Source organism: Paenibacillus sp. CCS19 (assembly GCF_033239625.1).
In the GTDB taxonomy this organism is placed as follows: Bacteria; Bacillota; Bacilli; order Paenibacillales; family Paenibacillaceae; genus Paenibacillus_T.
In genome coordinates this window covers 259,092-279,337 of record NZ_BTCK01000002.1, presented here as the reverse complement: position 1 = coordinate 279,337, position 20,246 = coordinate 259,092, and the positions used below count along the sequence as shown (strand labels likewise).

Below are 20,246 nucleotides of genomic sequence, written 5' to 3'. Positions count from 1 at the left end.
GTATCACTCCTCTAGTTGTGTAATGCAGACAATCGTAACCCGAAGCCCGCCTAACTCGGATCTTGCAAATTCCAAACCCGAGCCCTCCTTGAATATGTTCTTTACCCTTTGATGCGTATTCCAAGTTCCGCATCCCGATTCATCTGTCAGCGGCAGGTTCATCTTGGCGCACAGCTTCTCCAATTGCATATCGTCCAATCCAACCCCGCCATCCTCGATTCGAAGAACAAATCCCTCCGAAGTGTAATGACCCGAGATTCGAATAATGCCCCCCTCCTCCTTGGGAGCGATTCCATGAATGATTGCATTCTCAACGAGTGGTTGGAGCAATAGACGCGGGATTTGAAGCGATAGCAATTCCTCTTCCATCTGAATCTCATACCGAAACCGCTTGGCGCGCATGGATTGAATCGTTAAGTAGTTCCGAATCAGCTGCAGCTCTTCGGCCAATGTTGCCATCGGATTCTCCAGCCTAGTCGTATAGCGATAATATTCGCCAAGGTTAAGCGCCATAGCGACCACTTCTTCCTCGGCGCCCATCTTCGCCATATTCTTAATGTAGAACAAACAGTTATACAGAAAATGCGGATTGATCTGCGACTGCAATTGCTTAAGCTCCGCTTCCTTCGTTCGCAGCTTCTCCTCATATACCGTTTCAATTAACTCTTGGATGCGTTCGGCCATCCCGTTAAACCCCGTAAACACATCTTCGAATTCATCCTTGCGATTCGCGTTCAATCGTGAGGAATAGTTGCCGATCCGAATATCTCGTATGCTTTGAACAAGCTGATTCATCGGAAATTGCACTTGCCGGTACGCAAATAACGCGATCATGATGCCAAGGAACAACAGCGTCACCGTACCCAGGACAAAGAAATTTCGACTCTCTTGAATCGGCATGACGACCTCTGATAATGGGATGTAATCGATCAGATACCAGTCCAAGCTCTCCGTACGTATAGCGCTTACAAGGATAGGCTGTTTATCGATCTCCGTAATATGGCTGCCAAGCGCAGGCATCCGTTCGGTGCGCAGCTCATTATAGTACGACGGGTCATCCCCGTAAGCCCCAATGAAACCGATGGAAGGGTGGTACAAGAAAGTGGTTCGTTTCGAGTCTTGCTCGTAATTGTCCAGCATGTTTCGAATATAGGTGTCAGAGAATTCTGCCTCGATCAAGTATTGCCCTTCTAATCGAACCGTATAGAAATATCCCGAGCTTTGCCCTTCCAGCTTCTTGTACTTCCATATGCTTTTGCCCTGTTCCTTGGCCAACTCTCCTATTGAATCGTCGTAACGAACATTCGCTCTAGTGGAAATGACTTCTTCTCTCGCTCTCGAATAAATGGAAATATCGATTGGCCAATTCGTTGAAGCGCTTTGCAGCTTGATCTTCTGAAGAACATTCAGTCTCAGCTTGTTGGCATCGAATAAATCCTCCATGATAGACGAATTGATATATTGCTTTATTGTCGGATCCTCTTCCAGCTCCAGCACATTGACTGCCAATTGATCGACTTGGTTTTCTACCTGCGACATGAAGAACCGCAATTGATTGTAATAGGAGGTTTGTATATCCTGTTCAATGACTTGAACGCTCACCCGATGGGAATTCCCGTTGAGCGTGATAATGATGATTTGAAACACGACAAGAAGCACGACCAACTTAATGAACAGGGTAATTTTCAACTTCCACTTGAATATTGTAATCTGCACAAGCTTCACCCTCAGCAACGTTATACTGCTATCATACTCAATGAACTATGAAATAAAAATAAGCTAACCAAGAATACTGCAACATAACGTAATCGATTTCGAAAGATGTCAATAAATTCGTATAAAAGTTAATTTCGAGTTATCGATCATCCCTCGGTTCACCCTTATCCTTACTTTAAAGCTGTTCAATATGGGAGGGTGATGGCAACATGCTAGCGAAAGAGTATCACAGGAGAATCCGTCCTGAAGGTAACCGTTTTCGAATCAAATCAATCCATATGAAATTAACCGTCTCCTTGTTGGTGACGGTTCTCCTTATTGTAGGTATTTTATCCACTATAAACTTCTACAGCTACAGATCGGCTTATGAGGAGAAGGTTGCCGAATCTTCTTCGCAGACGATAACCATTGCAAGTCGCTATGTCGAACAATTGTTAGATGGATATCTAACGATCGCGAATGATTTTCAGCATAATCAAGACCTATTGAATTTATTATCTCATTATAATACGGCCCGGCAGGACTCCATGGAGGAAAATATAGCGAATTCTAAAATCATAGAGGTCATGCAAGGATACTCCCAGATGGATCCGAATATCCTATCGATCAGTATGATACCGGCTCAAGAGCATCCCATCGTAACGACCTTGCATCAGAATACGCTTAACCCATTATTCATTAACCCGACTACTGAGAATCGCAATGAGATTACCGAACTTGATTGGTATAAGAAAATTGCGGAGAAGGACGGACAGCCTGTATGGCTTCCTACAAGGCGGGAGCCTTTGATAAGCCTCTATCAAGAGGAGCCCATCTATGCATTAGGCAAACAGCTGACAAGCCCACTCAGCAAGAAGCCGCTCGGCACGCTTATTATCGAGCTCTCCTCCAACACTCTCTCTAAATCGATTGAAGGCATTGAGATTGGTCCCTCGGGTCAAACTGCCATTGTCGATAAGAATGGAACGGTCATATACGCGATGATCGAGGAGCAGATCGGCACAACGGTTACTAATCTCCTGCCGCCTGCTGCTAGCGACGGCAGCTCGGAACTAATAGAAGGATCTTTCTCCAATACGCGTGAAGACATGAAGCAACTGAACGTGTTCTCCTACCTGCCTGGACCCGAGTGGTTCATTGTCGGATCCGCGCCTACCTCCCAATTGCTGAAGGAGGTCAGCGAGATGCAGCGTTTATCGATCATCGCTGCGCTTGTCCTTGGCGCTATTGGCTGCATTCTGATCGGCTTATTCATACGCAGAAGCATTGGCTTGCCTCTCGCACAAATTCGACGATTAATGACCGAAGGCGAGCGAGGCAATCTCATGGTGCGCTCCAATATGCAAAGGATGGATGAAATCGGAGATCTTGGACGAAGCTTCGATCGAATGATGGAACATATCAGCTTCCTTGTTCGGCAAACCCATACATCGTCGGATGCTCTCCTCCATACCGCGCAGAGACTTATTGATTCTTCGACAAGAACCTCCAAGTCCGCTGACGAAATCGCCCTTTCCATGAATGAAATGGCTATTGGAGCCGATAGACTGGCCGAAGACGCCGAATACGGACATCAGTTGACGATACAGAACGAAGAACGCTTGACGGCAGTGATCGCTTATAACGAGCAGATGGAATCGACCGCCTCTATCTTGCAGAACGTGAATCGACAGGGTCAAGATTATATGATGATGCTCTATGACCAAACAAGCGATGTCGAGAACGTAACGAAGCAATTGATCCTGGACGTTAATCAATTAAAGAGCGGTGCAGGCAGCATTGTTAAAGTGCTGCGAATTCTTGGCGAAATGACGAAGCAAACGAATCTGCTTGCCCTCAATGCTTCCATTGAGGCTAATCGAGCAGGCTCGGCAGGCAAAGGATTCATGGTCATTGCGGAAGAAATTCGAAAGCTTTCCCTTCAGTCCAAGCATTCGCTTGAAGATGTAGAGAGCATCATTGCATCCATTCAAACGGACACCGAGCATACCGTAGGTTCGCTTAACGGTTTATATCCGCTATTCCGGAAGCAGCTGCATGCGATCGACCATTCCAAAGAAGTTTTTAGTCGATTGCATGCCGAAATCGCAACCTTCGTTATTCAATTGAACGATGTTCGACAGTCCGTATCGCAGCTTACCGTTTCGCAAAGCGATTTATTCAGCGCGATGACATCCGTAAGCGCAGTGTCCGAACAAACCTCCGCCTCATCGAAGCAAGTGGCTTCATTGAGCATACAGCAATCGCAGGTGAGCAATGATTTGAATCTATTGTCCTCGCAATTGAAAGGATTGGCTCTTGAATTAAGAGAGTCATTGAATCGCTTTACTTTATAAGTCCGAATTGAACAACGAAGACCGAGCCAGCAGAATCAATCTCGAATCTGCTGGCTCGGTCTTTTGTTCTTTGAAGCTTCGTTCTAGTTACTCGTATATTTCACCCAGTCATAATAAGCATAGAGCGGATTGGTCCCGTTGTAGCTTCCGAGCCATGCATCTACCCCTGTTCCGTTCCACAAATTCATCATGATTTTGCCTGGCGTTTGCGGGATGTTCGAAGTAGCCGTATGCTTCAATACGCCGTCCACGTACCATTTGATGTAGCCGGACTGCCAGTCGAACGCATACGTGTGATACCCTTGCGAAGCGTCGAAGCCGAGATTTACAATTTTCTCATGTCCTCCCACACCGTTCGTGTAGTAGTTAAACTGAACCTTCGTTGTATCTTTGCCAAGGAACTCGATGTCGATTTCATCCCATTGCGTTCCGTCGCTTGGGCCTGTGTAAGTAAAGAAGGAAGAGACGATGCCGGTGTTCTTCGCTGGCTTCATATTAACCTCATACTTGCCGAAACCATACTTATTCGTGGATCGATACTCCGCACAATCAAACTTATTGTAGGAAGGACTTGTGATCTTCAGTTCCAGTTGACCGGAGCTTGTAAAATTAGCATTCTGCGCTCTCCAGGTGCAGTTAAACATATTTCCGTTGGAGTAACCGTCTGCTTTTTGCCAGGTAGCCGAATTGAACCAACTCATCGGCTCATTGAATACCCAAGCTGCCGACGCTGATGAAACAAGAACGATTGCCAATAACAATGATGCGATTGCCGAAATCCCGACTTTCTTACGTAACATAACACCATACCTCCTAATAGTAATTGAAATAGATTACAAGGTTATGCTACCAATTTATAGAAATGAAAGCGATACCAATAATTTAACTTCGATACCAATCAATTATCCTCTTTCTCAGCATGTCATTGCGGAACGAATGGAATTGGCGTTTATGCTTCAACCGCCCAAAGGTTATACTTAATCCAGAGCCAAGAAAGGATGATTCATATTGAAAACGAGCAAACATACAGCCGAACACTACATCTGGGGCGATAATTGCGACGGATGGCGTTTGGTGCAAAACCCGAATTTAAGCATCATTCATGAGCAAATGCCTCCTCATACATCAGAAGTCCGACATTATCACGAGAGAGCTCAGCAGTTCTTCTTCATCCTATCCGGCACGGCAACGATTGAGGTGAACGGAGAAGCGGTTGTCCTCAGCGCCCAGGAAGGCGTCGAGATTCCAGCGCTCGTCCCGCATCAAATGTTCAACAACTCGGACGAACCGGTTCAGTTTCTCGTCATCTCGCAACCGGCAACCAAGGGCGATCGAATCGTCGTAGAATAGAGTGCTTTATGACGAAGCAAGGGCATCCCAGCCATGTTGGGATGCCCTTTATTTTGCACCATTCAGTACTCCCGCTTATTCCCCTTCTTCACGTACTCCCAGTCGACCTCAACGTTCATCCGTACCCGCTGCAGCAGCTGGAACAACGTCTCCGCTTCCTCTTCAGACAATCCGGCTAACGCAACCGCGTTCGAATGATCGCCCTCTCTCTTCAGATTCGGGTAAACCTGCGCGCCTTTATCGGTTGTGTAAAGCCGTTTTATCTTTTTGTTTAATTCATCGTCCTTCTTCTCTATAAAGCCTTGAGCCTCGAGCTTTTGTATAGCGCGGGCCGCCGTTGTGCGGTCTACCTTGATCATTTCGGCCAGCTTCTCTTGAATAATGCCCGGGTTCTCATAGATGCGAACCAAATATAAATACTGGCCTTTCGTCAGATCGATTTCCTTGAATTCAATATTGCTGATCGAATCGAGCGCCCGAGCGATCATGCCCACCTCGCGAAGGATCTCCCTCATATTACCACCTGCCAGCGACGTCTATTTTGTTGCATTTACAACAATTTATTTTATACTTGTTAGAGTGCTGTTATTCATTATGACGGTTTTCGCGAATAAATAAAGCCTGGAAGGATCGAAAGCATATGAATCCGACAACAATTACAAGAATTACTTTACAGGAAGAATTAGAAGCTGCATTTGTCATAAGAAAAGAAGTATTTGTAGAGGAGCAAGGCGTGCCGCTTGCAGATGAATATGATCAATTCGATACGCTGGAGGCGCCATGCGAGCATATCCTCGCCTATTATGATGGAAATCCCGTCGGAACAGGAAGAATTCGCATCGTTGATGGGATTGGCAAAATCGAGCGGATTTGCGTATTAGAGTCTTATCGACAATATGGCATAGGGAAAAAGATCATTTGCATATTAGAGGAAATTGCCGTCGAGCAGGGACTGCGGAAGGTCAAATTGCATGGACAAACGCAGGCACAAGGATTTTATGAGAAGCTTGGTTATCTTGCCGCCTCAGAAGAGTTCGTCGAGGATGGGATCCCTCATGTTGTGATGACGAAGGACCTTCCCTTCATCCAATAATGAACAAGCCACGCGCATCAACACCCGCCCTCTTCATCGGTGGAATTCTCATCTTAACCTTTGGGATCGCCCTAACGATTCGGGCTGACCTTGGCATTTCACCATTCGACGCCTTGTTAGTCGGTCTATCCACGACCGTAGGGCTTACCGTTGGCAGCTGGGAAGTGCTCATTGCCATCATCCTGATCGGCTGTAACGCTTGTCTAGCTGGACGGCGACCGGAAATTTTAGGGCTTGCAACTGCCTTTATTACCGGCATCGGGATCGATGGATGGCTGTTCATATTGAATCATCTGGTCGAGCCTGAACTGCTAATTAATAAATTCATTTGTTTCGGCCTAGGCATGCTCATTATCGGCGCCGGTACATCCATCTACTTGCACGCGAGCTTCGCTCCCATTCCTATTGACCGACTTACACTCGTTCTGCGCGAGACAACAAAGCTTAGTTTACTCGTTACACGAACCATGATTTATCTCGTATTCTTAATTGCCGCACTACTTGTTCATGGGCCCATCGGTATCGGTACGATTCTCACCGTCTGTCTAGGCGGCTTGATTCTGAATTATTGGATGCCCCTTACACGGAAGGCAATAGATTCTTCTACTAGTAATAAGGGCCGTTGAAATCCACGTTGCTCTTTGGCTTTCTCATTCAATGAAAGTTTCTAGTTTCTATCTAACCACTCCAACAACGGTCTCGCTTTCTCTTCTATAGAATCCGGGTCATGAGTCTTCTCAAGATGTGGGAATCGTTCAGAGTAGCGTTCCATAAACGTACAGACAGACCAGCGCACCGTCCAATTCACATCCGTCGAAAATGGAATCCACTTCTTGACCTCGCAATCAGTCGATCCCTCGAGTAGTCCATAGGCATACCGGCCGCGGACGCCGCCCTCTGGTTCAACCACTAGACGGTCCCAGAAAATCTGCCGTTCATGCTCCGATACGAGCGGCAGAAGTGCTGATATTGCGATCTTCCGTACAATAGCCGATTTATCTTCCGTATGATGCCATAACTCTTCCCGCGTACATTGCTGTCTCGTCGCAAGTGCAGACAATGCTAATGCTCGCTCAATTTCATCGCTAGATAGTAGCGCTGACCACTCATCCATAACTTTAACTGCAGCAGGAACCCTAATTTCACTGACTAGCATGCCATGACGTAAAACTGCCAACGCTTGTCCGACATGAATACGAGATGCGCGATTGTCATCTCCTGACAGCGGATCGCCGCTCATAGTGAGAACCTGTCGGATCGTATTCGAATCAAGCTCAGGATAGCGTGACATTAGATATGCTGCCGCTCCCGCAGTTACAGTCGATGCTCCGGACGTCCCCCAATAGTAAGAAACACTATTTTCTTTGATACCGGATTCACAATAAGGCACTGTGAGATAGACTCTAGGAGCTAACACGTCAGGTCTGTAATGACCGTCACCATTCCGTCCAAATGGCTCATCTGAGAAAGGAATATGCAGTCCTCTATCAGCTTTGCCGCGGTCGTTATATCCGCCAACTGCCAAGTAATCGATTGGAGGCATGATGTTACCAAACCTTGTATTACCATTGGAGCATATAACCAGAATACCTTGATCGACTGCAGGCGCCAGCGCCTTAACCGTGCTATTGTGACACGTATTTCGCAGCAGAACACTGTTATCCAGCGCATGCCAGCCCATACTCAGAATGATTCGAATATTCCACTCCTGCCGCTCTCTCAGCAGCCACTGAATACCTGCAGTTAACCGCTCTCCATCCCCTTCGCGAAATGCATGGTGGTTCAGTACGATAAAGTTTGCTGCCGGTGCTAAACCGACATGGAATTGCCCCTCTTGCTCGAATGGTTGATGAGCCAATGCTAATACAGACATTAATCCATGCTCGCCATAATCCGAATCTAGAATTGGTTCTTCGTCTGCGATAGCTCGGCACTCGATCGTAAGATCTTCATTCACCGTCACATACTCAATTCGGTCGCCCAAATGCTGAATCGAGGCATGCGGTCGTATCGTATCGATGATGACGATCCCTATACCCCGCCCAGAGAGATCAAGTTCTGGGGCTTGAGGGAAGCCTAATCTTGCCCAAGTCGGATCCATTACACGCTGCATTAACATCTTAAATCACTCCGTTTTGTATAAAATAAGGGACGTCCCGATTTAGGGACGTCCCAATTTTATTTAGCCTAACACTTTATATTCGAAGCTGGAGAACGCGGCCGTTCCGCCGATCTCCTTCGTCGAGAACAGGAACAAACCAATTCGGCAGCCCATGAAATGGTCGAGCTTGTACAACATTTTGTGCCCGATGCCAAGCTGCTTCCATTCCTCGCCATCCTGATAGTAGAACGTGCAAATATCGTTGTTGTCGACAAAATCACCGTGCGCCTTCAGCGTCACCTTATCTCCGCTAACCGGTATGCGAGCATACTCCGTTCCTGGAACGCTGTCCACCAGGTTGCCGAAAATGGTACGGTCTTCGCTGTCTCTCGCCAGCATGACCAAGTACGTTTGACCCGCTTCCTTCGTCAACGCGATCAAGCCATACATGCTGATCAGGAAGCAAATGCCGGCGTAGTCGCCATCCTTCAGGTCGCTGCCGTCAAGCGTTACCGTTGCTTCGCATGCTGGACCCATCGACCGCTGCGTCAGCGTATTGACCGCATACGTCAGATTCGGGCTCAGCTGACCCGATTGAATCCGGTACGCGCCGTCCGTTACAGACCAGAGCGCATGATTCGGGATATGGTTCCACTGCCAGAAATCTTTCAAACGCACTTTACCTTCAGCATCTGGCTCATAACGGAAATCGTCGCTGCCAACGAGCGGTTTGTACGCATAGCCCGGACGCGTGCTTGGAATATCGATCGATCTTGGCGCTTCCTTCGCAAACACTGGCCAATCATTCTCGAATTGGAGCGGGACGAGCACAGGAATACGGCCGACAGCGCCGTGATCTTGGAATAGCATCGCATACCAATCGCCATCAGGCGTATCGACGATGCCGCCTTGCGCGACGCCTGCATTGAAGTAGCCCATGTCGTCGTTGAACACTTCGCCGCCTGTCCACTCGCCATCCAGCGAATCTGCGACGTAGCATGCCTGTGTGCGGCGTCCGTTCGTCGCCGGCGTGATATGGATGAAGAAGGCGTAGTATTTGCCGTTGATTTTGTACAAATGCGCGCCTTCATAACCGAGGTAATACTTATCCTTCTCGCGAACAATAATCCGATTCAGACCATCCGGCTTCGGGCCCGACAGGTCCGCTTTCAGCTCCGTCAGATGGATATCCGCATTACCATAGATCAGATACACGCGATCGTCGTCATCGAACAGCAGCGAGCAGTCATGGTAGAAGCCTTCAATGTACTGCTTCTTCCATGGGCCTTCGATATCGGTTGCCGTGTACAGGTACGTCTTATGCGTATCGTTCGCCACGAAGATAACATAGAACTGGCCCTTGTGATAGCGAATCGATGCCGCCCACATGCCTTGGCTGTAGATCGACTTACCGTCCTCGAGCCGCTGGCCTGGCGTATCTTCGAGCACATCGTACATATGTGTCGCAACTTCCCAGTTCATGAGATCATACGAGCGCAGAATGACGCCGCCCGGCATCATATGCATCGTCGTGCTGACCATATAATACGTATCGTTTACCCGGATGACATCGAGATCGGGATAGTCGGCCCAAATAATCGGATTGGGATGCATAGCAAGTTCTCTCCTTTATGACTTCAATAAATGTTATATTTCAGCTTGCCGCACGATCTATCACGCATGAATTACTTCACAACGACTTCAATCGATACCGCCGTAAGCTTCGGATTCAAGTCCTTCTCGTCTGTCAAATCCAGCACCGGATAACCGTCGATGTCAAAATGGACACGGCGCAGTCCCGAGCAGCGAGGCGCTTGAACACCCGGTCTGCCGTGATACACGTTCCAGATGACACCATCTTCATCCGTCACATAGGAATTGTGACCAGGTCCGAATTCGCCCTCTACGCTCCGCGATGTGAGCAGCGGGTAATTCGTCTTCGTCCAGCTTGCCGGGTTCAGCAAATCCGCATTCGTATCAACGGTCAGCAGTCCGACGCAATACGTCGCATCGATTGCCGCGCTCGAAATCGTCACGAACAGCTTGTTATCTCGAATGATCGCGAACGGACCCTCGTCAACGAACGTATGATTATTAGCCCAGCCGTAATCCGGCTTCGACAGCAGCACCGGATCGCTAATGAGCCGCCATGGCTCCTTCGGATCGATCTTCGCAATATAGATCCATGCCCCAATATCGACAGGGAGGAACTGACGCTCCGACCAAGCTGCATAGCACTCGCCATTCAGCTGAATGACGGTCATGTCGAGCGAGATCACTTTGCCCGCTTCGCATAGGTACGAGCCGTCCTTCTTCACGACGCGCATAGGCTCGGACCAATCAGCCGCAACCGTCGGATTGCCGCCTTCGCGCAGCTTCATGACGTGGCACTCCTCATAGAAGAACTCGCCAGTCGTTGCCGCATGGAAAATGTACAGGCTGCCTTCGATAGAATGAAGCTCAGGCGCCCACAACAGGCCCTTAATGTGATCGTAGGTTTTCGTATCGAGAATGAGCGATTCCGCGGCCTTCACGAGACCTGAGATCGTATCGGATTCCCGGATATATAACGTCTGGTTATGATCCGCATCATTGGTAGCAATGAAGTAGTACTTGCCGTTCCACTTCGCTATGTTAGGATCGGCACGGTGCTGCATCGTCGGGAAATCATAGCGGTCCTGATGTACGGTTCCTCTAACTTGATAGGTGCCAGGGACGTTCCAATTCACCTCTGCAGCCTGCCAAGCAACGGACTTGCCTGCCGTTGTGCCATCGCTGTAAATAGCCGTCGCACGAACTGCATTCAGCTCCTCGATCGAGCTCGCCGTTACTTGCTCCGGCACCTGAATCGACACATTCGTCGGAACCGTCAGCTTAAGTACCAGACGGCGCGCGATCTCTGGCGAGACGCTGATCGCATTGCGCGGGACGATGCCTTCAATGTTCGCAGACACAGAATTAATTGCAAGCGCTTCCGCCTGTTCCGGCGCTGAAGCACTCGATAGGCTGAACAGGTCCGCCATCGCATTGCGGTAGCTGCTGCCATGCTCATCCGTCCAGTGAATGATATAGGTACCGCTTCCGGTATCATACGAGCAAGCAACGTCCTGAACGAAGGTGTCACCTTTCAGGTTGATCAGACCGATCTCCTTATACTGCAACAGATCGCTCGACGTGAACAATAGAACGGAACCTTTGCTTTGCTCGTCCGGCTGTCCATCATGTTCCGTGCGCACTGCAACGACGCCGAACGTGCCGTCAGCCAGCTGAAATAGATAAGGACTCTTCAGGCTCTTCGCATTCATCGTGCCGTTCTCGTTGTCGGTCGCTCTCGCGAATAGGACGCCGCTGTTATGGTTCAGCGCTTCATAGCGCTCGCCATCTGCACTGTAAGCAAGATGCATGCTGTACGCGAGCTTATTCGCGTAGATAATGTCTTCCTGCGGTTCACGCGTATAGCACAGAACATAGTTACGATCGTTTTTCATTTCTGTTATCATAATGGAAGATCACCTTTTTTTGATATTTTCTAATACATAGATAAGATGAGTCCGCGGATTATCGTTTATTTTTACATAGAAATTATAGACTAGCAGTATTCGACTCACAATGATATATGATGATAGAAACTTGATCTATTCTATGATTGGAGAATGACAGATGACCACCATCTATTACGTCGGCTATGGGTCCGATCACTCCGGAGATTTTATATATGATATACCTGAAGGCCATGATTTCTGGCTGTTGATTACGACGCAGACCCCTGCTGTATTCTGGGTAGAGGGAGAGCAGCGAGAGTATCCCGCCAATCAAGCCGTCTTATATCCACCCCATCAGAAAATCTATTACCGCGCCTGCACCGATACGTACGTGAACGATTGGATTCGGTTCGATTCCTCCGAGTCCTATGTGACGGAGACGACGCTGCCGCTTGGCGTTCCGATTCCGCTGACGGACCCGGAATACTGCCATGAGCTGTTCCATCTGCTGGCGGCCGAGAACTATTTCAACTACGACTATCGGGAGCTGTCGATCGATTATTTGCTGCGCGTATTATTCAACAAGCTCCATGAAGCCTACCAGTCGAAGGAACGAACACCGCATTATCAAGTGCTGCTCGACCTGCGCAAGTCGATCTATCACAATCCCGGCGCGGAATGGACGGTTGCCACTATGGCTGAACATGTGCATCTGAGCGCTGGTTATTTGCAAGCTTTGTACAAATCGACCTTCGGCATCTCCTGTATGGACGATGTCATTCAGAGCCGGATTCGGTTGGCCAAGGAAAAGCTCATCTACGGCCCGCTTCGAATTGCCGATATAGCTGCGCAGTGCGGGTACAAGAATGTCGAGCACTTCACCAGACAGTTCCGCCAGATCGCAGGGTGTACGCCGCGGGATTTTCGCAAGAGACCGTCCGCTGATAGATAATGGAACAGCGGCAGTCTTGGACTATACAATAGTCCCAGACTGCCGCTGTTTTATTGAGGTAACGTTACCGTTAGCTCAATCCCTTACTTCATGGATTTCACTAGCTCTACCATCATTTCCTTAGCTCAGGATACTTGAAGACTTGGGTGCATAGGTTATTTTAGGGCTTAATAATTGCTTCCAGAGCTTCTGCGGCTATAGTCTTGGCTGCCTCCTTACCAAGTTCAGTACTCTCAACAATGGTTTGCAGCGCTTTCTTCGCGGTCTCTAGCTGTTCGGCTAAACGGTCAGCAATTTGTGCGATTTCGATGGTAAAATCATCTGTTAACTCGCCATTACTTATTAAAACAACCGCAGTAAATTCGAATCTTTTTTTAATCTCTACACATCTCCTTTAAGTTGGTGAACAAACGTTCTCCGTTAGTTGAGAAATTGATTGATTCCCGTCATCCCCGAGTCATGGGCGTAAGCCGAATATTCTTCTATTAACTGCACCCACACTTTATCGTTAACGACGAGGTCCCATTTGACATTTTCGACACCGTTAAGCGTTGATCCGGGCACTAGATTCTTGGCAATCGCAGACCATTGTTTGCTAATCTCATAGATGCTTTTTATTTTGTCGAATTGCTCCTCATTAAGCGTGATAGTTGACTTCGCCGGTGTGCAATCCCCGAGAACTCCATTTCCGATCAACTGCCTAGACAGAAAAAAATGGATATCCTTAGCTGTGTTTGCTGTTATATTGTTCGTTTGTATGTAGTTCACCTTTTTTAAAGATTGTGATGTCTGAAGTAATTCCTGATATTCCGTGCCGATCGATTGAAAATCGTAACATAGTGTGGTTGCTTGATCGGGCAGCATTTCTTTCTCGCCACTTTCCATGAATTTATGAAGGGTCTCATCGCTAATCAAAACGGCAGTCAATAAATTTGATAATGATTGAGCAATCTTTGCTGAAATGTAACGCTCATATCTTTGGTTTTCTCTTTGGTTTTCCTTAAACTGAGAATATGTGAAAATCGTTAAAATAATCAATAATGCCAAGCATATTGAGACAGCAATAAGAAGCCGTTTAATTAACATTCTCTACCCCCTTTCGAAAAGCGAGGAATAGGACAACGAATAGTCTACTTCAATGAAACAGGGAGCAGCACCGCCTGATATGCTCCCTGTTCTGGTTTATTTTTTGAACTATCGTTTCCCTTGAGCGTAATGAGGACTGATTACGCATAAAAGGACACATCGGAGAATGCCCTTTCTATATATCCAGTTTCGTCTATTGACTTAAGTCAATGCAATGAAAACATTCCCCGGATACCATGGTGATGTCGAGCCAGTTAGGACCTTACTGAATTCTCTTCTTTATTCGACTTAGCGACTCCGGAGTAATGCCGAGATAACTAGCCAGTTGATGTTGGGGCACCCGGTTGATAAGAGAGGGACGTTTCATTAGAAGTGTCTTGACGCGATCTTCAGGTGAAGAAGCGATAAAAGCTGCGAATTCTTCTTGGACCTGACTAAAATTCTGCTCCATCATCCTGCGAGTCATGGATTCCAATTGAGGGTGTTTATTGTACATATCTCTTTCTTTATCCAGATCGCCAATGACCATTATCGAATCTTCTGCGCAAACAAAAGTGTAATCGGAAGATCTATCTGGTTTGTGGTGATTGAAAATCGCAATGGCCTGCTCTTCGGTGTAGAAATTAGACGTAACCTCTCTGCCATCCTCATCAATCGAGTATTGCCTTACGCAACCTTTTAAAATGAAATAACATGCGGCAGGGGTCTCTCCTTGTTGAAAGAGAACCTCATCTTTCGCAAACTTTTCTACACGTAGTTCGTTCACGATGGTTTCCTGATCTTCCTTGGTAAGAGAAGTCCATCTCGACATGTATTTGTACAGAATGTCTTCCATTAGCTCTTACCCTCTTCTCGTTGTCCGTCGTTACGTTCTCTATCCATTTTCTAGCATGGGGGGTCTCTTGTAAATAGCCTCAGCAGTGAAATTACCGTTAGGAGGAATGAAGTCTATGAGAGCAATGGTTCAACTATCGTATGGTTCACCGGAAGTGTTTGTCATGCAGGAAGTTGCGAAACCGACGCCTGGAAACAAAGAGCTTCTCATACGTATTAAAGCTGCCAAAGTAGGGCCGTCGGACTGCGCTTTTCGCAAGGGCAATCCGTTTATGATTAAACTGTTATACGGATTGTCCAGACCGAAATTTCCAATAGGAGGATGCGAACTAGCCGGTGTTATTGAAGCGGTTGGAGAGGAAGTACAGCATTTCAAACCAGGGGATCGCGTACTGGGGATGAGCGTCAAAAATTTTGGGGCATTCGCCGAATATAAGTGTCTCTCCGCTGATAGTCCACTTGCATTAATACCCGACAACATTACCTTTGAAGAAGCTGTCGGTGTCTGTGACGGTGGCGCCACCGCATTGACGTTCCTGCGAGATAAGGCACATTTACGAGAAGGACAGAAAGTATTAATCTATGGGGCGTCAGGATCGGTTGGTATCTACGCTGTGCAATTGGCCAGATACTATGGCGCTGAAGTAACCGGTGTATGCTCGGGTGCCAACGAAGGTCTGGTAAGAAATGCAGGTGCAGACTTCGTCCTTGACTACAAGAAGGAAGATTTTACGAAAGCAGACAAAGCTTACGATATCATCTTTGATGCTGTAGGCAAATGCTCATTCTCAGATTGCAGGCGCGTGCTTTCGGACAAAGGAATGTATCTGACTACCGCCCCGAGATTGTCTACCCTCATGCAAATGATGTGGACATCTATGTTTAAAGGCAGAAGAGCTGTTTTTGCAGCCGCCGGGCTTATGCAGAACAAATCGAATTTGAACTTCCTCATGGATCTTACCAACAATGGAACATTACATGCCGTGATCGATCGTCGATTTCCTTTGGAGCGTCTGCCAGATGCCCACCAATATGTAGAGACCGAACGTAAAAGGGGTAACGTGATTATTCAACTCTGAAGCATACCGTTATTCTCAAAGTGATTCAGGCTTTTGGAGCCGATTAACTTTTATTCTCGTATTAATTCAGGAAGGCAAGATAGTCGGCAAGTTTATCGAAAGTACCCTCAAGATCTTGTTGAAGCTTTGGAGCCATGCCTTTGTAGGCTTCCTGTTCCTCAGTTGAAGCGTTCACAGGGAATCCTTTCAGTTTTAATATCGTTTTACCTTCGTCATTTTCTAACGATATGATATTCATAATTTCAAGTGGCCAGCTCACGCTAAATGGCGACCGGACCGTATTCCCCTGCTCATCGGAAAAGGATCGGATATAAGCCACTTTCTCGGGTTCGACAACCTCTTGATATGCAAATTTTGTCCATATAACCTGATTTCCGTCAGGAGACGTCTGAATACCTAAAAACTCGCCACCTGATCGAGCGTCCAATTTAACGATCTCGAGGGTGCCCCCCTTTGGTCCCCACCATTCCGCGAAATGACCGAGCTCCGTCCATGCTTTAAATACCAGTTCGCGAGGGGCATCGAATACACGCGTAATTAATATTTCGAACGATTGATTCAGATTGTTATCCATGAAAATCCTCCTTGTGTTTTGAAGTGAACTATACCTTGTCTTCAATTTTATATTTCAATCTAAAACTTTGTTTTCAGTCCAAAGCTTTATTTCACCATGTATTGGAAGTATCCCGCCCGTTAGCTTAACAAACTTTTTACTGCGTCAACTACAACATCGGGTCGATGAATTTGAATCGAATGCCAACTGTCTTCAACCATGATTTGTTTTGTCCGTTTAGTAAGGTTTAAGAGTTCCTCTTGCCCCTTTTTCCAGTCGTCATTTTGTTTTCCCGCTGATAAAACAATGACAGGCAAGTCATGCCTTAAAGGAGGGGCATTTTTTAACTGGAGGGCACTCTCTTCAGCACATAAAAGTTCCAAGTAAGCCGCTTTAAAAGCATTATTTCTACGTCCTAAGGAAGTAAGGATTTTTTGAACATCAGAAGGCAGCCTATTAGCCCCAATATGCCTTTTCAACATTCGTGGAAGACCGATTGGCGATAATAAATAACCTAGTCTGAACATTTTCAAATTTACTTCGCGTTCAGTTCTCCTCATTTCACTCATTATATTTGTCAAATATCGGCCTTCATGTGTCGAGTCTACAAGGATTAAACCTTTAACCTCCTCTGGATACTCGTTTGCAAACAATCTGGTTATCATTCCGCCGTACGAATGCCCGACAAGAATGTAAGGGGGTTTGAGATTCATTTCTTTTAGCAATAATCGGAGCTCACTAACATAGTTTTTGCAAGTTGGCTGTACCATTGTTTTAGTGCTCCAGCCGAAACCAGCACGGTCATAAGATAAAACCATTGAATTCTTCGAAAGCTCGGGCTGAATGAGAGACCAATCTAATGAGCAACCACCCATGCCTGATTCTAATATAATGGTTGGATTACCCTGAGTGTTTTCCCCAGTAACGACTGCATGCAGGGTGCGTTGACTTACTCGAACATGCTTTCCTGTTGGTTTGTTTTTGTAAATATGATAATAGGAAAGCATGGTTTGACAAATGGATAGCGGGAAACCAACTATGGTTATTGCTAAACGAACACTTCTATCGATAAAAGGTATCCGTGACATCCTTCTCCCCCTATTTTCGTGACTCTTAAAACTACAACCTCCATTTCCTACATATGGTATATACACTGCTTTTTCCCCATATAAACTGACCGCTAGATCAATAACAGAAAGAGCAGCTACCGCGGGGGTAAGCTGCTCCTAGCCGATAGTTTAATCGCTTCCTGCAATTAGTAGTTCTACTTGACGAATGAAATCTTCCGCAAGTTCTAACTGTCTATTAGCAAATTCCAAATCTCCGTTGCCAGCAAGGGCGAAATCCAAATTTCCTAGTGTAGACATTAGTGTACGGGCAGTAATAGCGAATCCAAAAGCTTTTATATCAGTGCCGTTATCAAGATGGTCCAAAATGTATCTAAAAGTGGGCTCCTGTATTCCACCGAATAATGCATGATTACCAACAAATGAAGCCAAATCCCAATATGCTGGCATCAAAGAAACATCCTCAAAGTCCGACCAAATCCATCCCTCTGGACTTGGTAATAAGTTTCTTGCATGGGCATCGCCATGACACGGTATTAGTAAACTTGGTTCGATGCGAATCTGCTCATTTACCTTTTGAAACACACTTAATAAAGCTTGTATACGCTCATCGGAATTACTTTTCAATTTAATAGCCGATTGATATGTTCGCTCCCAAACCCCAAGCACAGGAAGATCACCCGTGAAATCTTTCATTGCTATTGAAAGTTCGTTTACCATTCCAACGGCTTCACGCGGTGAAGGAAGGTCTAATTGTGTCGGAGGAATATATCTCCAAAGCGTCATCCATGTACCGCCAACATCGTACGGTCCTGCATCAGCAAGTTCAGAAGGCAATAACGTGGGGATGCCCTTGGATTGTAGATGACGTGCTACATGTATCTCTCGATCAAGTATCTTATATGCATACTCTGAATCTTCTTTTGAACTGATAGCGGCTATTCGGGCTACAATCGGATGAGGAGCCAGGTGAATAATCGTGTTCACACCATTACTAAGCTCAATAGGCGTAATTTCAGTTAAACCATTCTTCTCTGCAATTAATAAAACCCGTGAGAACAGTTTGCCTTTCTCTGACACTACAACAGCTCCTTAATTAAGGTATAACAATATATTAGCACCATGACCATATTTCTCATAGATACAAGACCTTTGATAATCAACTAACTCGCGCGACCACGCTAGTTCAACGATAAACGGCGGCCGATCAAGTGACCGGCCGCCGACTGAGACAAGATTGAGCTATCGTTCTCCGTTACTTCAAAAGATTTTGGTAATTGGGGAGGAAGTCATCTTTATTGGGTCCTCTAAGATGTTCAAAATTTTTAAGCTCAACTCCAGCCGACGAAATCCGATAAGTAAGTACATCTTCGCCGACAGGTATATGAGGACCGACTATTGGTTGAGCATCTATTGTGATTAAAAAATCAAAACCACGGAAAGCAGCTACCCTTTCAACACTCTCCACACTTACATAATCCGGATGAATAATTGGTGGTACTGTAATTACATCTTCGTATATATCGGCAAGCTTCTGTTGCATATGCGGAAGCAGACTTGTGACAAGCATATCCTGTAGCTGCAATTCCCTTGAGTCCTTAAGTGGCCTATTACCAGCTGCATTTGATGTTTGCTCTGAAAGAGCCTCTTCAACAACATAGTGAACATCTATTTTTTGTTTGTTATCCGTCTCAGGAGAAGTTTGTGTGTATTTTACAAGAGCACCGCTACTCTCTGCGAATAAACGAAGAGGTATATATGCTTTATTATTATAGTTAAGCACCTCTTCACCTTCCTGGAGTTGTACTTCTTTGGAGAGTCCATTAGCTAGAAAAAAAGTAACTTTACTTGGAAAGATTGTTGCTTCAATTACACTCGAAGCAAATACAGATGTTGTGGCCATTAACAAGGCACCACACAACACACCTGAAATAAAATGTTTCTTCAATTCGTCCTCTCCTCTTCGAATGAAAATTCTTCCATTCAATTGACGATGCGAATGTAATGTTTGTTGCAAACCTTGCAATGATGCTAGATAAGAGGCTCCCACGGATACTCGGAAGCCTATTTTTGTTTTTCCAAGCTAAACTGCCGGATATTTGAGAAAACGGCAGCCGATCGTTGACCGGCTGCCGTCTTGTCTGAATTGAGCTAAAGTTCCTCGTTAATTGAATCCACGGGTTCATTCGGTTAAAACAAGCCCCGGCGTATAAAATTAGCCGTCACTGGGACTTTGCCCACTTCCCTCGACCATATAGATAACTGGCCGATATGATGGATTTCATGGGTGATGACATGCCGCATGATTTCTCCGTATTTGAAGTTAACGGGCTCCCCCGTAGGTGCTAATTCCGATAACACTTTCAATTCCATTTCATTGGTCCACGACATGACAAAAGGACGGACTTCCTCGTGAAACCTGGCAGATAAATCCATCACTTGCTGCAGGCTAGCATAGGATTCGAATGGCTCCGAGAACTCTGGCTTCCCTTGCAGAGCAGATATCCAGCTGAATTCCACATCTGCAATATGAAACAACGTGGGCAAAATGCCTCCGATCCCTCACGTCCGTTTCTTGAGTAGTTCTTCTTCGGAAA

The 20,246-nt window shown here is 46.4% G+C and carries 19 protein-coding genes; 6 read left to right on the top strand and 13 right to left on the bottom strand.

The window, feature by feature from the left end:
* Positions 1 to 3: 3 nt before the first annotated feature.
* Entirely contained in the window at positions 4 to 1,716 is a 1,713-nt protein-coding gene (locus SBI19_RS03295) for a sensor histidine kinase (RefSeq protein ID WP_317964904.1), read from the bottom strand.
* A gap of 209 nt (positions 1,717 to 1,925) precedes the next feature.
* On the opposite strand from SBI19_RS03295, the gene SBI19_RS03290 reads away from it, so the two are divergent.
* A complete protein-coding gene (locus SBI19_RS03290) occupies positions 1,926 to 4,052 on the top strand; it encodes a methyl-accepting chemotaxis protein (RefSeq protein ID WP_317964902.1) in 2,127 nt (708 codons plus the stop codon).
* Between the two features lie 83 nt (positions 4,053 to 4,135).
* Here the strand turns inward: SBI19_RS03290 and bglS are convergent, their stop codons facing one another.
* Positions 4,136 to 4,852, bottom strand: a complete 717-nt coding sequence (bglS, locus tag SBI19_RS03285) for a beta-glucanase (protein ID WP_317964900.1) — start codon at positions 4,850 to 4,852, stop codon at positions 4,136 to 4,138.
* Between the two features lie 208 nt (positions 4,853 to 5,060).
* On the opposite strand from bglS, the gene SBI19_RS03280 reads away from it, so the two are divergent.
* The gene (locus SBI19_RS03280) at positions 5,061 to 5,402 is read left to right on the top strand and encodes a cupin domain-containing protein (protein ID WP_317964898.1); all 342 of its coding nucleotides are present in this window, start codon (positions 5,061 to 5,063) and stop codon (positions 5,400 to 5,402) included.
* A gap of 62 nt (positions 5,403 to 5,464) precedes the next feature.
* On the opposite strand, the gene SBI19_RS03275 is transcribed toward SBI19_RS03280, so the two are convergent.
* Positions 5,465 to 5,917, bottom strand: coding sequence for a MarR family winged helix-turn-helix transcriptional regulator (locus SBI19_RS03275; protein ID WP_317964896.1), 453 nt, complete (start codon positions 5,915 to 5,917; stop codon positions 5,465 to 5,467).
* 125 nt (positions 5,918 to 6,042) lie between these two features.
* Between SBI19_RS03275 and SBI19_RS03270 the strand changes: the two genes are divergently transcribed.
* Both SBI19_RS03270 and SBI19_RS03265 read left to right on the top strand, forming a co-directional pair.
* Entirely contained in the window at positions 6,043 to 6,495 is a 453-nt protein-coding gene (locus SBI19_RS03270) for a GNAT family N-acetyltransferase (protein ID WP_317964894.1), read from the top strand.
* Positions 6,495 to 7,121 carry a YczE/YyaS/YitT family protein gene (locus SBI19_RS03265; RefSeq protein ID WP_317964892.1) on the top strand — a complete coding sequence of 209 codons (627 nt, stop codon included), beginning with the start codon at positions 6,495 to 6,497 and terminating at the stop codon, positions 7,119 to 7,121. Before SBI19_RS03270 ends, SBI19_RS03265 begins: the two co-directional genes overlap by 1 nt.
* A gap of 41 nt (positions 7,122 to 7,162) precedes the next feature.
* On the opposite strand, the gene SBI19_RS03260 is transcribed toward SBI19_RS03265, so the two are convergent.
* From SBI19_RS03260 to SBI19_RS03250, 3 genes are all read right to left on the bottom strand, one after another.
* Complete coding sequence (locus SBI19_RS03260) at positions 7,163 to 8,614, bottom strand: S8 family serine peptidase (protein ID WP_317964890.1); 1,452 nt, start codon at positions 8,612 to 8,614, stop codon at positions 7,163 to 7,165.
* Between the two features lie 63 nt (positions 8,615 to 8,677).
* A complete protein-coding gene (locus SBI19_RS03255; protein WP_317964888.1) occupies positions 8,678 to 10,210 on the bottom strand; it encodes a glycoside hydrolase family 43 protein in 1,533 nt (510 codons plus the stop codon).
* 71 nt (positions 10,211 to 10,281) lie between these two features.
* Complete coding sequence (locus SBI19_RS03250) at positions 10,282 to 12,096, bottom strand: family 43 glycosylhydrolase (protein WP_317964886.1); 1,815 nt, start codon at positions 12,094 to 12,096, stop codon at positions 10,282 to 10,284.
* Between the two features lie 160 nt (positions 12,097 to 12,256).
* Here SBI19_RS03250 and SBI19_RS03245 point away from each other — a divergent pair, with 160 nt between their 5' ends.
* Positions 12,257 to 13,030, top strand: a complete 774-nt coding sequence (locus SBI19_RS03245) for a helix-turn-helix transcriptional regulator (RefSeq protein WP_317964884.1) — start codon at positions 12,257 to 12,259, stop codon at positions 13,028 to 13,030.
* Between the two features lie 420 nt (positions 13,031 to 13,450).
* Here the strand turns inward: SBI19_RS03245 and SBI19_RS03240 are convergent, their stop codons facing one another.
* Positions 13,451 to 14,116: a hypothetical protein gene (locus tag SBI19_RS03240; protein WP_317964882.1), complete on the bottom strand. Its 666-nt coding sequence runs from the start codon at positions 14,114 to 14,116 to the stop codon at positions 13,451 to 13,453.
* A gap of 262 nt (positions 14,117 to 14,378) precedes the next feature.
* Entirely contained in the window at positions 14,379 to 14,951 is a 573-nt protein-coding gene (locus SBI19_RS03235; protein WP_317964880.1) for a Crp/Fnr family transcriptional regulator, read from the bottom strand.
* Positions 14,952 to 15,066: 115 nt separating this feature from the next.
* Between SBI19_RS03235 and SBI19_RS03230 the strand changes: the two genes are divergently transcribed.
* Positions 15,067 to 16,029: an NAD(P)-dependent alcohol dehydrogenase gene (locus SBI19_RS03230; RefSeq protein WP_317964878.1), complete on the top strand. Its 963-nt coding sequence runs from the start codon at positions 15,067 to 15,069 to the stop codon at positions 16,027 to 16,029.
* 61 nt (positions 16,030 to 16,090) lie between these two features.
* Here SBI19_RS03230 and SBI19_RS03225 read toward each other — a convergent pair whose 3' ends face one another.
* From SBI19_RS03225 to SBI19_RS03205, 5 genes are all read right to left on the bottom strand, one after another.
* Positions 16,091 to 16,603 carry an SRPBCC family protein gene (locus SBI19_RS03225; RefSeq protein ID WP_317964876.1) on the bottom strand — a complete coding sequence of 171 codons (513 nt, stop codon included), beginning with the start codon at positions 16,601 to 16,603 and terminating at the stop codon, positions 16,091 to 16,093.
* 119 nt (positions 16,604 to 16,722) lie between these two features.
* On the bottom strand, positions 16,723 to 17,670 hold the full coding sequence (locus tag SBI19_RS03220; protein WP_317964874.1) for an alpha/beta hydrolase: 948 nt from the start codon (positions 17,668 to 17,670) through the stop codon (positions 16,723 to 16,725).
* 150 nt (positions 17,671 to 17,820) lie between these two features.
* On the bottom strand, positions 17,821 to 18,729 hold the full coding sequence (locus SBI19_RS03215; protein ID WP_317964872.1) for a phosphotransferase: 909 nt from the start codon (positions 18,727 to 18,729) through the stop codon (positions 17,821 to 17,823).
* A gap of 175 nt (positions 18,730 to 18,904) precedes the next feature.
* Entirely contained in the window at positions 18,905 to 19,597 is a 693-nt protein-coding gene (locus SBI19_RS03210; RefSeq protein ID WP_317964871.1) for a DUF3888 domain-containing protein, read from the bottom strand.
* Between the two features lie 242 nt (positions 19,598 to 19,839).
* Complete coding sequence (locus SBI19_RS03205; protein ID WP_483312237.1) at positions 19,840 to 20,169, bottom strand: DinB family protein; 330 nt, start codon at positions 20,167 to 20,169, stop codon at positions 19,840 to 19,842.
* Between the last annotated feature and the right edge of the window lie 77 nt (positions 20,170 to 20,246).